The organism is Staphylococcus delphini, assembly GCF_900636325.1.
Lineage (GTDB): Bacteria > Bacillota > Bacilli > Staphylococcales > Staphylococcaceae > Staphylococcus > Staphylococcus delphini.
This window is the reverse complement of sequence record NZ_LR134263.1, coordinates 764,534-779,639: the sequence shown is the minus strand read 5'-3', so window position 1 is coordinate 779,639 and position 15,106 is coordinate 764,534. Positions and strand designations below refer to the sequence as shown.

Here is a 15,106-nt window from a genome sequence, read left to right as displayed (position 1 = left end):
ACCTACATAAAATATAAAATACCTATGAAATGAAATAATGAAGCAATGAGTATAAATATATGCCAAATCATATGAAAGTATGGTCTGTTTTTTTGTGCGTAAAACCATGCTCCTATCGTATAAGCTAAACCGCCCAATAAAATAAAAATAAAGAATAGCCATTTGGATTGACTGATGATGATAGGTAAGTAAATCACGCCGACCCATCCCATAATGAGATAAATCATCAAGCTTAACTTAGGATTCACTTTCGTTGCAATGGCTTTATATAAAATCCCCCAAATCGTCGTACCCCAAAGGATGATCATAATGGTCCAACCGAGCCAACCGCCTACAAGTACAAGTGAGACGGGCGTGTATGTACCAGTGATTGCCACATAAATCATACTGTGATCAATGATGCGCATCACATATTTATGAGGAGACGCTTGTTGCATCGTATGATAAACCGTTGATGAAATGAACATCAAAAAAATACTAATGACAAATACAGACACACTGACAGACATCAATACGCCGTGATGGGCATAACTGTATACAGCCGCATAAGGCAACACTAACAACATGATGAATGCTGCGACACCGTGCGAGACGCTATTACCAACTTCTTCTCCAAATGACAACGGGCTCATTTCTTTAAATGTTTCTAACGTCGTTTTTTTCTTTGTAGCACTTTTTGCCATATCATTACCTCTATTCAATGATGTTCATGCGTTTCAAATCATTTGTAGCTGTTTCGATACTGTCTTGACCTTCTTTATTTTTCAACGGACTAAATTCCTCATCTCGAGCAACTTGTAACGTCACAAATGAAGTGGCGTATTGAAAAATATCAAAATAAAACAGTTCAAACTTTAATGTCGGCTTTTTCACAACACCAAAATCTTCATCTAGTTGTTCAAGCGCTTTAATTGCAAGATGATAAGGAAGTGATTTGTCTACTGCATTTTCAATAAATGTGCGGCGAAACGCGTGAATACCAATATTGGCATTGTTAAATTGATTCGCTACTTCAGGGTCAAGCTCTGAATATTCTAATACTGTGTCTTTACCACTTCGAACTGCTAAACGGCCCACCTTCTCACTTGCAAGTGGTGCAATCGATTTAGACGTCACATCTTTATGGTGATGAACAGTGAAGCCAGCGAACAATGGATCCAACACTTTGACAAGCACATTATCAATATTATTCACGAAAATGTACTCATTATGACGTTCAGCCATTTGATCAAGGTATCCAGCCTTTTTCAATGATTTGAAAATACCACCGTTACCATTCGGCGTTTCCATAATACTACCGTTTTTATCCAATATCAATTGACCTTGCTCATTTAATGCCACGATATTGTCTTGTTTAAAAAAGTAAATATGTTCAACATCATAACCGAAGTGATTGTGGTCTTCAAAAAATGCACGGGTCGCCTCATCATTAATATCACTCGTCATTATGTACCAATCGACAAAATGACCTGTCTTTTCTTTTAATGCCTTTAATTGGCGTGCTTGCAATTCAAACAAGCTCACACCTTCAATTTCAAATGAACCTTTAGGCCCTTTGTAACCTAGACGCGTGCCTTGACCGCCCGCCATTAATAATACTGCGAATCGACCTTCTTGAATGGCTTGTAAACCAAGTTGTTGATAAAATTCGATTGTTTCAGCCGTCATTTGGTCAGTTGTTTCATAGTTCACTTCTTGGACGTCTGAAACATCATCAATCGTTTGACGGTTCACATAAACTTGCTGATAGAGTGATTGAATTTCTGCTAAATCTAGTTGAGCAATTTTGTCGTTCAGTCGTTCTTTCTCATTCGTACTCATTAGCTTTTCGTATTCTGTTAAATGCGCTTGATTATATTTTTCAAGTTTATGACTTTCTAACATAATAAATTATACGCTCCTTTAATAAAGCTGTGACTCAATTTCATTAACACATCACTTCATCTGCTTTGATCACTATTGCAAAAAGTAATTTAAAATTTGTTTCATTGTTGATTCAAACAACAAATACAGTGTGACAAAACTAAAAGTAGTCGCAAGTGATAAATCTATTGTACCACCTGTCTTAAAGTGAATTGGGAAACGTATGCGAATCGGTATTGGAAAAAATAAATGTACGCCTCTCGGTGTTAACATATCTAATATCACATGTGAAAGCATACCACAAATTATGCCAATCATATAGTAAATTGGTGTTTCGATCATATGTAATGCATAGTAAACCCCGAACATAAAGAGTGAAGAATGTGTAAAAGTACGATGACCAAACAGATGTTTGATAATATGACTGAAAATAGGCAGTCGTTGTCCAATCTTACTCCGCGTATGACATATGTCAGGAAAAATACTCGCTAGACCAGATACAACAATGCATGTGGCCATTTCAAAAATATCTAATTGGAAATGTATGCCCACTGCAGCTCCAATAAGAATACCTGCAGCGGAGTGCGTTTTACCGGTCATGTTAACCACCTTTCTATTGATGTGTGGATTATACCATAAAACGCGCAAAAACACGAACATATTTTCGCATATTTCGTCAATTCCCAAATAGTATAACACATTTAACTCACTGTAACTCATTTTATTTGAAAAAGCGGTTTCAATCAGTTACAATGAATCTACAAATAGAAATAAAGGATGTGTTTTGTAATGGCAATGACAGTAAAGAAAAACGAAGAAGAAGTGCATATTCAATGGAGAGTAGCAGATATTCACATTCCTAATGACGAAATCCTCAATGTGAGTGAAGATCAAGATATTCATGCAGTACCTCAAGTAGATGCGAAAAAAGTTTATCGTATCGGTTCTACATTTGGTAAAACAAACCGTGTGATTATCGACACAAACAAACAACAATACATTATTTATACGTTTAATGATAAAAAAGTATACAACGAAGTGACGAAGTAATACTTAAAGTTATGAAATGGGATGGCTCACGCTGTCCCATTTTTTTCGTGTTTAATTAAGACTAGAATGATTGAGCGTTCACACTCACATAAAAGAAAACAGGCTAAGGAAGCATCATGACGCCCTCGCCTGTTGTCTTATTTTCAACTTTGTTTTAGAAAAATAAATGTGCCACAAACACAATAATGGGTAACGTAATCAATGTTCGGATTAAAAAAATCGCAAAAAGCTTTCCTAATCCAACTGGAATTTTTGATCCTAAAATAACGCCACCGACTTCTGATAAATAAATCAATTGACAAACACTTAATACGCCGACAATGAATTGTGTCATTTGACTTTCAACACTTTCGATTAAGATCGATGGTAAAAACATGTCTGCAAAGCCGATAATCATTGTTTCAGAGGCCGCTTGTGCTTCTGGTACTTGTAACAGCTCTAAAAGCGGTACAAAAGGCAAGCCAATCCATGTGAATATTGGTGTGTACGTCGCCAAAATGGTCGCTACTGTACCGACAGTCATCACGACAGGAATAACAACAAGCCACATGTCCATCACCGTTTTAAAGGCGGTAACCATGTATTGTTTAAATCCTGGTGCACGATATGCTGTCGACACTGCATCTTCATAACCTCGACGGAATGATTCTTTGTAACTGTATTGTTTTTCTGGTCTTTCTTCAGCCGTTGCACCATCTGAAAAACGATCTTCTACATAGCGTAAAGGCCAAATTCTAGGCATAATGAGTGCTGCGATGAAACAGGCTAACACGACTGTCCCATAAAAAAGTGCGAAACGATGAATTAAGCCAATCGTTTCTGCAATGACAATCGCAAAAGTTAATGATACAACACTAAACGTCGTCGCAATGACTGTCGCTTCACGTCGCGTATAATAGCCTTCATCATATTGTTTGCTCGTAATCATCACGCCGACCGTGCCATCACCGATAAATGACGCGAGGTTGTCTACAGTTGAACGTCCTGGAAGTGTAAACAACGGTCGCATAACAGGTCTAAAAATCGGACCTAAAAACTCTAGTAAACCATATTCAAGTAACAATGGTAAAAAGATTGCTGCAAAGAAGAATACCGCGACTAGCGTTGGGAGTAATCCTGTAAAAATAAGGCCTCCCGTATCTTCTGAATATACCCATGAAAATCCTTTGTTTAAAAATGTCATACAAGCGATAATGATAGCCAGCATCCGAATGACAAACCATGGCCATGTCACAATAAATGCATTCGCTCTAAAGCTATTCTTTGGTATACGATGCTTTAAAACAGTACTACATAATATCGTTAAAATCCCTGAAACGATAATAATCAGCATAATAATCCATGGAATCGCTGGTCCGAGTATCGCTTGAAATTGTTTTGCTAAAAATGCAATCGGTAACGTTGTTGTACGTTTCCCATCTTCTATCACAGGGAGTGGAATTAAAAACAACACAATTCCAGTGAGTGATAGAATAATAAATTTCAATCTCCCTATATTTTTTTCTTTCTGATTCAAATCTTCCATTTTCTCCCGCCTTCTCCCCTTAGTATCAGACAGCTCAACAATTGATATAAATTATACAAAATTTCCTATATATATGCAATGTTGAATCAAATGTTAAAGATTTAATTGCAAGTTTATCCGTTACATTTTTCGTAACACATAAAGGAAATATGGGGCACCAATAATCGCAATCAACACACCGACTGGAATATCAATAGGCGGTGCTATGATACGTGCTAAACCATCCGCAATGACCATCAATAGTGCACCGACAAGTCCTGACATCGCAACGATATGACGGTGCTGATGACCGACAAGACTTCGTGCAATGTGTGGCGCAATGAGTCCTAAAAAGCTTAATCCACCCACAACAGAAATGGCGGCACCTGCCAACATCACGGATGCGAAGAGTAAAATCATTTTCGTGCGTTGTACAGGTGTACCTAACGCCATCGCCACTTCTTCTCCTAAATGTAAAATATCGAGCTTTCTCGCATATACAAAAATAACAGGAATCGCAACAATCAACCAAGGTAAAATAGTCAACACGTGGTCCATCGAACGACCGAAAAGACTGCCGGTTAACCAAACGAGTGCAATGTTGGCTTCCATAGGGTTACGGATGAGTAAGTATTGTACTAACGCCATCGCAACAGCACCAATGGCCATCCCGATTAACGCCAGTTGTGACCCTTTAATCCCTTTCCAACTAATCAACAACGATAAAATGAGACTGATGACTAATGCCCCAATAAATGAAGCAACCGGCAGTACGAATAATGGGGCAGTCGGGAAGACAATAATGACAATGACTGCCGCCAAACTTGCCCCTTTCGTAATCCCAATCACATCCGGTGACGCAAGAGGATTGCGAATGACACCTTGAATGACTGCACCAGAAATCGCTAATGCCGCTCCGACTAATATACCGAGTAACATACGAGGTACTCTAAATTCGCTTAATATAAAGTTGTTGCCTGACCATACTTCTTTTATAACCGTAATCGGTGAAATCCAAACCGCACCTGCACTTAAACTTAAAATGGCGCTTACAATAAGAAGTACGATGATGAAACTATAGCGTCTACCAAAATGAATATTCATCGTGTTTTCACTCCTCTCATTGTAATCCATAAGAAGTATAACGCACCGACAAAGGATGTCACGATGCCGACTGGTGATTCGAATGGAAAGGCAATTAAACGGCTAATCACATCTGAAATCAATACTAAATTAGCCCCCATAATCATAGACAGTGTAATGATTAAAAAATAATTCCGGTTCAAATAATGTTTGACGATATGTGGCACGATGAGACCCACGAAACCTATAGGGCCTGCGATAGACACACTTGCACCTGCTAAAATAATGACGAGTAGTCCAGCTAAGGCACGAATAAGTTTCGTATTTTGGCCGAGACCCATTGCCAACTGATCCCCTAAATTTAAAATAGCAAGTTGACGCCCAAGTAATAATGCGGCGATAAGTCCACCAATGATCCACGGTAAAACTTGGAATATTTGCGGCCATTTAATCGTATGCAACGCGCCAACAAGCCAAAACATCACTGTTGTCGTGGCATCTTCATTTAACAAGATGATACCTTGCGTTAAGCTTGTGAAAAACAAGTGGATTGTCATCCCGGCAAGTGCCAATCTTACAGGCGTCATCCCTTTCGTCGTACCTGCAAGTGTATAGACTGTAAAGCCTCCAATAAATGCACCGACAAAGGCAAACACTACAGTATTATCAGCCAATGCAGGGAGAAAAACAGTAATGAGGACGACTGTAAACGAAGCACCTGCATTGACACCGAAAATTTGTGGTGACGCAAGTGGATTTCGTGTAATTGCTTGCATTAACACCCCTGCCACAGCCAGTGCTGCGCCAATCATCACACCTGCAATCATTCTTGGCATACGTACATGGTGGATTAAAAATGTTTCTTTTGTAGATTTTAGATGAAAGAAATAATCTAACATCGCTTGAAAAGAAATTTTAGATGAACCAATTGCAAGATTTAAATAAACCGCAAAAATAAGAAAGCACACGCTTACAATAAACGTAAGCGTAGTGCGTCTTCTTTGGTGATGTTCATCATTTAATTTTATATTTAACTTTGACATAACAAATCACCTTTTATATACAATGACAAGCGCTTGGGATCATTACATTGTAGCCCGTTCATTGATCATGCACGTCAACTTACTAGAATCGTACATTGAACGAACGCACTTAATGAGTTCATTCTTTCATCCCATTCGAACGCTTACTTGTCGTTGCTTTCCTTTTTAGAAATCTCAACAAGCTCTTTAACGATTTCTTCTGAAGAGATTAAACCTCTTGATTTTGCCCATGTTTGACGATCTACAACATGCACACGATTATTTTTAACTGCGTCGATTCGATTCCAAACTGGGTCTTTTTTCATTTTAGCGTAATATGGATCATTTTCGCCATTCACCATAATAAACATACGTTCAGGGTTCACTTCAGCTAATTGTTCTGAGTTCATATTTAAGTACGGTGCATTTAAGTATTCAGGTAATTGATCTGCCACTTCTTTAGTTAATGCTTCTTTAAAACCAAGGTCACGTAAAAATTGACCGACGTATGATTTGTCAGAGTGTGCTAAAAGACCTGATTGAGAAATGACAGCTGGTAAAACTTTTTTGTCTTTATCCATTGTAATTTGTTTCGTATACTTATCAATTTTTTCTTCATGTTCTTTCAATCGTTTGTCAGCTTGATCTTCTTTAGATAATGCTTTAGCGATTGTTTTAAACGCTTCGATATTGTCTTTGTAGTCAGAATCTAAACTTGGTAATAAAATAGTCGGTGCGATTTTACTTAATTGCTCGTAGTTCCCTTTATGACGGTTATTATCTGCAATAATTAAATCAGGTTTAAGTTCGCTGATGACTTCTAAGTTAGGTTGTTTACGTGCACCTACTGATTTGTAATCGCCAACTTTATCGCGAAGTGGATCGATAAGGTTTGATTTTTTACCATCATCCGCAATACCCACTGGTTTCACACCTAATGCGACTAAAGCATCCACAAATGAATATTCTAAAGCAACGACTCTTTTAGGTGCTTTGTCAATTTGAGTTGTGCCACCGTCGTGCTTAATTTCAACACCTTTTGTACTTTCTGACTTATCTTTTGACTTGTCAGTATCACTTACATTGCCACAAGCTGCAACAATAATCATTACAGCAATTAGGGCGACAATACCCCACCATTTCTTTGTTTTCACTATACTGCCACTCCTTTGAACTATGTTTTTCAAATACATTTTAATAATAATTGATAACGATTCTCAATGTCAATACTGTTTGATAAAATTATTCTTTTTGATATCGACAAATCCACTTACTAATTGCTCGATGCCTAAATCTTCTTCATAGCTTCTCGGAATATGTTGCATATGCATGCTATGTGCGAGGGCGCTATAGTCTAAGTGGAACTCAATCTTGTCGCCGATTTGATAAAAATCAGCAAGTCCTAAATTCATCATGAGTGTGTCGCTGGAGTGACCAACAATTTTAAGCTGGCGATCTACAGGTTGAATACCCGAAATAACGGTATCGAGCTGTCCAATATCGACTAAGGCTTGCATATAAGATTGACGTGTTTCAAGATTTAAGCGCGGTTTAATTTCTAAAATACGCCCACTTAATGTCACTGCATTATCAAATAAATACGGCAAGCGCATGTTATAAGCCGTTTCATAACCTCTAAACAGTGCTTCACCGATTCGCAGTTCATTAATACGTCCAAGGTCTGCATACATGGCAAGTGTCAACATGCTCGAATTCCCACCTGAAATCGTCTTAAATTTCACGCCTGTGTCCCGTTCGACCGATTCAATAAAATAATTGATATACACAATATCTTCTTCAGTCGGTGGAATTTGACGGAAACACATGAAGTTAAATGACAATCCCTTTAAATAGACTCCTTTTAAGCGAATGATTTCTTTAATGAGTGGCACAACTTCATATGTCAATGCGCCTTCTCGCCCGTCTTTCCAATCGACCATTAAATAAATATGATGTTTTACCCCTTGTGCAACTGCTTCGTCACTGAGCGCGCGAATCGTCTCCAGTTCTGTTTGGATGCTGATTTGACTGTGGCACACAACATCGTGGATTTCATGTGGCAATGCCCCTTTAATCATCATATCGTGTTCAGTGGGCTGTTGTTCACTCGACATCATCGCTGTTAACCGTGATTCAGCTAAAGTGTTAAAGCCCATTTCACGAAACTGTTGACGTACTTTGGTATCGCCACCCATACACTTCATCACTGGAACCATACGTACCCCTTGTCCTGCAAGCATGTGCTGTAAAACCATCGCATTATATTTAATTTTACTCAGATTAATGTGTATTTGAGGCATAAACTACAGCTCTCTTTCTAAAGGATTTTTTATGTCTATTTGCACGTATTGTTTTACTTTTTGTTCCATTCTCATATTAAGTAACGCTTTAACGGTCATCCTGTCACCGAATAACATACGTTTTAATGCGTCTGCATGTGGACGTGTTGGATCAATGGCTGCTTCGATTTCTGCTGCTGCGATAGCATACAATGTCGCTTCGTCAATTTGATGCACATGATGGAAATGATGAATCAATGTGCCGAGTTGATTTTGAATGACTGCATGCTGAAACTTGGCGATTACTGCTTCAATCTCATCACTCACTAAGCTGTCATTCGTAATTTCAAAATCAGGAACGGTTTGCTTTAATGTTTCAGGATAAATCCGCGAACCGCCTAAATCACGTACAATAAACGACAATGTCTCATTTTCTTTATCTATTTGCAGAATCGTATTTTGTTGATGCGCTTCTAACGCGATACCGTATTGTTGAATATACGCAATGAGTGGTGGAATGAGTGCTTCCATGTATTGACGGATGAACTGCTCTATCGTTTCCGCATTGATGTCCCCGTAAAGATACTCAATCAAACTATCGACGACGACTTGGCCATCGACAGGGTTCACTTGCGTCAGAACAGCTGTCACAAGTTGTGTGTAGTCATGTGTATGCACTTCAGGCGAATGACGCACAATCATCGCAAATTGACGTGCCAAATCCGCTTCCACATCAATATATGCGCCATACGGTTCACTCGCAACAGACAAGGTCGGATAAATGTCTAACATGTCTTGTAATTGATAGCTGAGTTTAGGACCATCGACCGTCGTCACAGTCGAAACGGTACGCACAGCACTCGTCGCTTGAACGTTGACAGGCAATTTCACATGATATGGGTAATGCATTAAGCGCATCGTTCTAAATGATAATGTCGCTTTCGAATCTACTGTAAAAGGTGTTGGAATGATGTCGTGTTGCGCAATCATAGTTTTAAACCGGTCAGTTATCACATTTGCATATTGCCATGGATGAACGAGCATAATCCGGTAATCATCCAATGTCCCTTCATACGTTTGCATCCACTGTCTTAATTGACTTTCTTTATCTGGGAACATCTTTTTCAATACGAAATCCTCTTCGCCAGTCATCGTCGTACTTTTTAATAAATTTTTACGTACGAGTACCATTTTTAATGGAATGATTTTCATAAATTCTGGCGCATATTGTTGAACTTCTTCTGCATTGAGTGGCAATTTCGTCTTCGTTAATGGATGTGACGGATGCCCTTCCCAAACCATGCCTTCTGTGTAACCAAGGACTGAGAATACTTCATCACCATTCATATGATTTAACCATGCAATAAAGTTCAACGTGTCTGGCATGCGCGAAAATTTTAATGAATGCCGCATCACACGTTCGCGTTGACGCAGTTGTTGATAGCTCAGTTCAAGACCGAGACGACTATGTAGTAACTCCTCCACCAATTGATCATGAAAGGTTATGCCAAAATGTGTGCCTAAAATCTCAATCAATTGTTCTACTGTTTCAATCGTGACGTCCGCTGTGCCAACACGATAAACAATAGGACCGCTCAATTCGAGTTGATATAACGTACTGATCGTCTCATATTGAACTGCTAACACATGTTGCTGATATTGAATTACAACTTGATTTTGTTTGAATTGAAGTTGTGTCTTTTCAGGAAATAATTGTTCTTTCATACATGCGATGAGAATCCGGTATTGAATATTTTGATCTGCATTCAGTTTATGCGTGAGTGTCATGAACTGTCTTGCCTCCATTCATCTTAAAATTTGTTAAAAAGCCTAAAATTGCAATGACGGTCGTCGCGCCACCCATCACTAAAAAGGTCGTCGTGATACCTATCAACTCTGTAAAATAGCTGAGCAACATTGCGCCAAGTGGAATCATCCCTCTATCCATCATAATGACACTTAAAATTTTGCCTCTACTCTCTTGTTCGACATCGTTTTGAAAGTAGATACGATTCGTCGTTCGTGCAAACTGACCAAAGAGCCCAACGAAAAAGATCATTAAAAATAAGCCAATTTCGCCAAGTGGGTATAATAAAAGTAACGCAATACCAAACAATATCGAACTGAGGTAATAGCAATTGTCAGTTGGAAATTTTTGTAGTACATAAGGAATCGTGAGCGTTGCTAATATACCACCAATCGCACTCACTGTCATCGCTGTCCCAAATACTGATGCACTATTAGGATATACCTCATCTGTTAAAATCGGTAACATTGTGGTATAAGAATAACCCATCGCCATAATGAGTAGCGACGTCATAAAAATTCTTCTCCCTTGCAAATGCAGTTTAAAATATTGCATGGCGACAGCTAATGAAAATTGCTTGTTTTTAACAGGTTTAACGACTGCCAGTTTTAACGGAAGACTTGAAACAAGTGCAAGTGCATAACAAATCGTTTGTACGACAAATGCAATCGGCACATCATAAGCTGCAATGATGAAGCCCGCCACAGCAGGTCCGATTGAACGACAAACATTTAATAAAAAGGAATGATATGAAACAGCTTTAGAAACAGTAAGTCTTTCGGAGAGGTCGGGTAGTACAGCTTGTCTCACCGGTGTTTCAATGGCACTCATACAGCCGCGCAAACAGGCATATATGTATAAATAAAGCATAGGTATGTCATTCATGAGCAATACACATGCCGTTAAAGTCCCTGTAATGACCATCGAACTCGTCACGGTTATTTTAATCAGCGTTGATCGACGGTAACGATCAGCAATACTGCCTGCCCATAAACTTAAAATGAAAATCGGTGCAAGTCTAAAGAAGTTGATGAGTGCAAGGTCCATTGGGTTTTCATTGAGTTGATAAGCATACCAGTTGAGTGCAATTTGACCAATCCAATTCCCTAAAAATAGTAAAAAGGTACTCGGAAAAAACCATTTTGCCAAAATATTCACCTTCTTTAATTGATAATGATTCTCATTTCCGATATTATGGATTATACGAATCCTTTTCGTATTTGTAAAATAAAATGAATGAGGTGTCGTCATGAAAACGGAACAAAATCATCTGAGTATAATAGAGAAAGACTTTACAAAAGATGAAATGGAAAATTATCAAACAGTTCTCCAATTTGATTCGAACTGGGCTACACAATTTAAACGACATGTTTTAGTAGGTCGTGACAAAATTACTGCACGACTGATGGCATCACTGTATCGTGAAAACTTGGTCGGAAGTTATACTCATAGCACGTTTGTCCAAGCAGAACAGTTCGCGCATTCTGCCATTCCATCCGGCGAACTACTCATGATTCACTTTACATATGGTCAGCTCACATTATATGCCCGTGTCATCGGTCATCACGCATTTAACCGCGTTGATGTGACAGGACCGTTTTATTGGAGAACACCAGATGGAGAGGACCGTCGCGTATTGCATCCTAATGAAGTACTCGAAGTCATCATTAATGAAGACACACAATATCAAGGGGCAGCCGCAGAACAATTTCGTGATGATATGGAGAATAGTGCCGCACATATGACACTGGCGCTAAGTTACCAAGCACAACATCCATTAAAAGACGCGTCATCATTACTTGATTATATAGAAGCACAAGATGATCCTTATTTAACATCTGAGCAACTCGTGATTGAAGGGCATCCGTTACATCCTGGTGCGAAATTACGTAAAGGCATGTCCGCACAAGAAACGATTGATTACTCCTCAGAATATCAACACGCGATACCGATGCAGTTCATACTTGTTCATCATGATATCGCACGCACAATGGCACAACAAGGTACATATGCAGAAGCGGTCTATCATGCATTTGACGGGTTGAAGTCAGTTGCGCAACAAGCGATAGGCTCGCATGCGCCGCTAGAAGATTATATGCCGTTGATCGTTCATCCGTGGCAATATGAACATATCATTCGCACAGAATACCAAAACGAACTCGATACAAAAGCTATCATCCCGTTAGATTATGCAAAATCATATTATGCAGGATTGTCATTTCGCACATTAATGCCTAAAAAGCCTGACGTGTCACCCCATATTAAACTTTCAACGAACGTGCACATTACAGGCGAAATCCGTACGCTGTCAGAACAGACGACGCATAATGGGCCGTTAATGACCAACATTTTAACCGACATTTCAGCACGAGATGCACTTTTCAACACTGTTTCAACTTCACCAGTACCAGAAATTGCCGGTGCGCATTTTTATCAACCGACAGACCGTCAACCCGATGAACAAGAACGCCGCAGTGAACAGTTAGGCACACTATTTAGACAAAATATTTATGACATGATTGACAGTGATTGCCTACCAGTTATCCCGTCAAGTCTAGTTGTCACGCATCCAGAAACAGCACGTCCACTCATCATCGAATTGGTTGAACGTTTTAGTCAAACAAATGACAGCACAACAGACATCGATGTCCGTGCACAGTGGTTTAAAACATACGCCGCTTCACTCATTGATTACATCGTGCCACTATTAGTAAAATACGGCATCGCATTAGAAGCGCATTTACAAAACACGATTGCTGTATTTGAACCCAGCACTGGCGCCTTTTCACAGATGCTCATCCGTGACTTTGAAGGCTTACGCATCGATGCAGAACAGTTAGCACAAATGGGCTATGATACGTCTCATTTCCATGAAAAATCACGCATATTAACGAAGAGTCAAACGTCTGTATTCAACAAAGCCTTTTACTCAACGATTCAAAATCATCTCGGTGAACTCGTTGCAGCACTCGCCCGCTTTTATGATGATGCCGCACTTGAAAATACGTTATGGTCGATCGTTCGTCAACAAATCGAACAATGTTTTGACAAGCTTGAAGCGGCCGACATTGATCCAGAACGTTTAGCTCATATGCGAGACGTATTCTTTAATGAAACGATTGATTATAAATGTGTGACAACGATGCGGTTAATGGATGAAGCACATGAATATACGTACGTTAAAGTCGACAATCCACTTTCAACATAAATGATTTAAAAGTATCAAATCGGCATATTTCTACTAAAGATTGAGTCAAAAGCATTTCTTATCCTATGTAATTGTATTAAAATAGCTTATAGACAAAAATTACATTTGAGGAGAATGACTATGACAATCATGCGTACCTTAACGTTTATGTTAAGTATTTTTATCGTAGGAATGGTTGAAATGGTTGTCGCTGGCATTATGAATCTGATGAGCGCAGATTTAAATATATCAGAAGCATGGATCGGTCAACTCGTGACGATTTATGCTTTTACTTTTGCTTTAACAGGTCCTATTTTAGTGAAGCTTACCGAAAAATATTCACCTAAAAGTGTGTTACTGTCAGCGATTGCCTTTTTCATAATAGGAAATTTGATGATTGCACTCTCCCCTAACTTTACAATTTTAATTATCGGTCGTATCATTTCGTCAGCTGCTGCTGCATTGATCGTCGTTAAAATACTTTCCACAACTGTCGTATTAGCGCGACCTGAAAACCGTGGTAAAATGTTAGGCATTGTATATACAGGATTTAGTGCATCCAATGTATTCGGCGTTCCGATTGGTACATTAATTGGCGATTGGGCAGGATGGCGTTTTACATTCGGGCTCATCATCTTAGTCGGATTGATTGCAGGCGTACTGCTCACGATTTACTTGCCAAAAGAAGTGAAATCATCCCTACAGCCCACGCAAAATCACACCAGCCGAATTTTAGACAAAGGAGAAGTAACGAAACTCCTATCGATTACTTTTATATTATTAACAGCAAATTCAGTGGCTTATATTTACATTAATCCACTCATTTTATCTGGCGGACATAACATCCAATTTGTCTCTCTCGCCTTACTCATAATCGGTATCGCGGGGATGCTTGGGACATCTATGGGTGGATTCTTTACAGATAAACTGTCATTTAAAACATGGCTATTAGTGAGTGGGGGTGCATTTGTCATCGTCATGCTCGTGTTAAATCAACTTTGGACAGCATCTACTATTTTACTGATCGCTTTATTTATTTGGCATATCATTCAGTGGAGTACCAATCCAGCAGTACAATCCGGGCTTATTGACCAAGTAGAAGGCGATAACAGTCAAGTGATGAGTTGGAACATGTCCGCGTTAAATGCGGGTATCGGTTTCGGTGCCTTGCTCGGTGGTTTGATCGTGTCACATATTGATTTACATGCGACGATTTATTTTGCCGCCGGTATTGGCTTCATCGGCTTTATCATTATCTTGATGTTAAAGAAGAAACGCGTTGTTTAGATTTGATTGCGAAAGATATAGAAA

General features: G+C 39.0%; 13 protein-coding genes. 3 read left to right on the top strand and 10 right to left on the bottom strand.

The annotated features are described in order from the left end of the window. Positions 1 to 2: 2 nt before the first annotated feature. The 3 genes from trhA to EL101_RS03450 form a co-directional block, all read right to left on the bottom strand. Positions 3 to 683 (bottom strand): PAQR family membrane homeostasis protein TrhA, encoded by a 681-nt coding sequence (gene trhA, locus EL101_RS03460; RefSeq protein WP_096598510.1) that lies wholly within the window; start codon positions 681 to 683, stop codon positions 3 to 5. Between the two features lie 10 nt (positions 684 to 693). After that, complete coding sequence (locus tag EL101_RS03455) at positions 694 to 1,884, bottom strand: UTP--glucose-1-phosphate uridylyltransferase (RefSeq protein ID WP_096598508.1); 1,191 nt, start codon at positions 1,882 to 1,884, stop codon at positions 694 to 696. Positions 1,885 to 1,956: 72 nt separating this feature from the next. After that, positions 1,957 to 2,463: a metal-dependent hydrolase gene (locus tag EL101_RS03450; protein WP_096598506.1), complete on the bottom strand. Its 507-nt coding sequence runs from the start codon at positions 2,461 to 2,463 to the stop codon at positions 1,957 to 1,959. Between the two features lie 189 nt (positions 2,464 to 2,652). Between EL101_RS03450 and EL101_RS03445 the strand changes: the two genes are divergently transcribed. Further along, positions 2,653 to 2,913, top strand: a complete 261-nt coding sequence (locus tag EL101_RS03445; RefSeq protein WP_096543235.1) for a SunI/YnzG family protein — start codon at positions 2,653 to 2,655, stop codon at positions 2,911 to 2,913. 154 nt (positions 2,914 to 3,067) lie between these two features. Here the strand turns inward: EL101_RS03445 and EL101_RS03440 are convergent, their stop codons facing one another. The 7 genes from EL101_RS03440 to EL101_RS03410 form a co-directional block, all read right to left on the bottom strand. Beyond that, on the bottom strand, positions 3,068 to 4,438 hold the full coding sequence (locus EL101_RS03440; RefSeq protein WP_096598504.1) for a YjiH family protein: 1,371 nt from the start codon (positions 4,436 to 4,438) through the stop codon (positions 3,068 to 3,070). Between the two features lie 120 nt (positions 4,439 to 4,558). Further along, complete coding sequence (locus tag EL101_RS03435; RefSeq protein WP_096598502.1) at positions 4,559 to 5,521, bottom strand: FecCD family ABC transporter permease; 963 nt, start codon at positions 5,519 to 5,521, stop codon at positions 4,559 to 4,561. Continuing rightward, positions 5,518 to 6,543: a FecCD family ABC transporter permease gene (locus EL101_RS03430; RefSeq protein ID WP_096598500.1), complete on the bottom strand. Its 1,026-nt coding sequence runs from the start codon at positions 6,541 to 6,543 to the stop codon at positions 5,518 to 5,520. Before EL101_RS03430 ends, EL101_RS03435 begins: the two co-directional genes overlap by 4 nt. A gap of 143 nt (positions 6,544 to 6,686) precedes the next feature. After that, positions 6,687 to 7,676, bottom strand: a complete 990-nt coding sequence (locus EL101_RS03425) for an ABC transporter substrate-binding protein (RefSeq protein ID WP_096598498.1) — start codon at positions 7,674 to 7,676, stop codon at positions 6,687 to 6,689. A 69-nt stretch (positions 7,677 to 7,745) separates the two neighbouring features. Next, the gene (locus EL101_RS03420; protein ID WP_096598496.1) at positions 7,746 to 8,822 is read right to left on the bottom strand and encodes an alanine racemase; all 1,077 of its coding nucleotides are present in this window, start codon (positions 8,820 to 8,822) and stop codon (positions 7,746 to 7,748) included. Positions 8,823 to 8,825: 3 nt separating this feature from the next. After that, a complete protein-coding gene (locus EL101_RS03415) occupies positions 8,826 to 10,589 on the bottom strand; it encodes an IucA/IucC family protein (protein WP_096598494.1) in 1,764 nt (587 codons plus the stop codon). Further along, on the bottom strand, positions 10,573 to 11,757 hold the full coding sequence (locus EL101_RS03410) for an MFS transporter (RefSeq protein WP_096598492.1): 1,185 nt from the start codon (positions 11,755 to 11,757) through the stop codon (positions 10,573 to 10,575). Before EL101_RS03410 ends, EL101_RS03415 begins: the two co-directional genes overlap by 17 nt. Before the next feature lie 100 nt (positions 11,758 to 11,857). Here EL101_RS03410 and EL101_RS03405 point away from each other — a divergent pair, with 100 nt between their 5' ends. Beyond that, positions 11,858 to 13,816 (top strand): IucA/IucC family protein, encoded by a 1,959-nt coding sequence (locus tag EL101_RS03405; RefSeq protein WP_096598490.1) that lies wholly within the window; start codon positions 11,858 to 11,860, stop codon positions 13,814 to 13,816. A gap of 120 nt (positions 13,817 to 13,936) precedes the next feature. Then, positions 13,937 to 15,082 (top strand): MFS transporter, encoded by a 1,146-nt coding sequence (locus tag EL101_RS03400; protein ID WP_019165074.1) that lies wholly within the window; start codon positions 13,937 to 13,939, stop codon positions 15,080 to 15,082. The last annotated feature ends 24 nt before the right edge of the window (positions 15,083 to 15,106 follow it).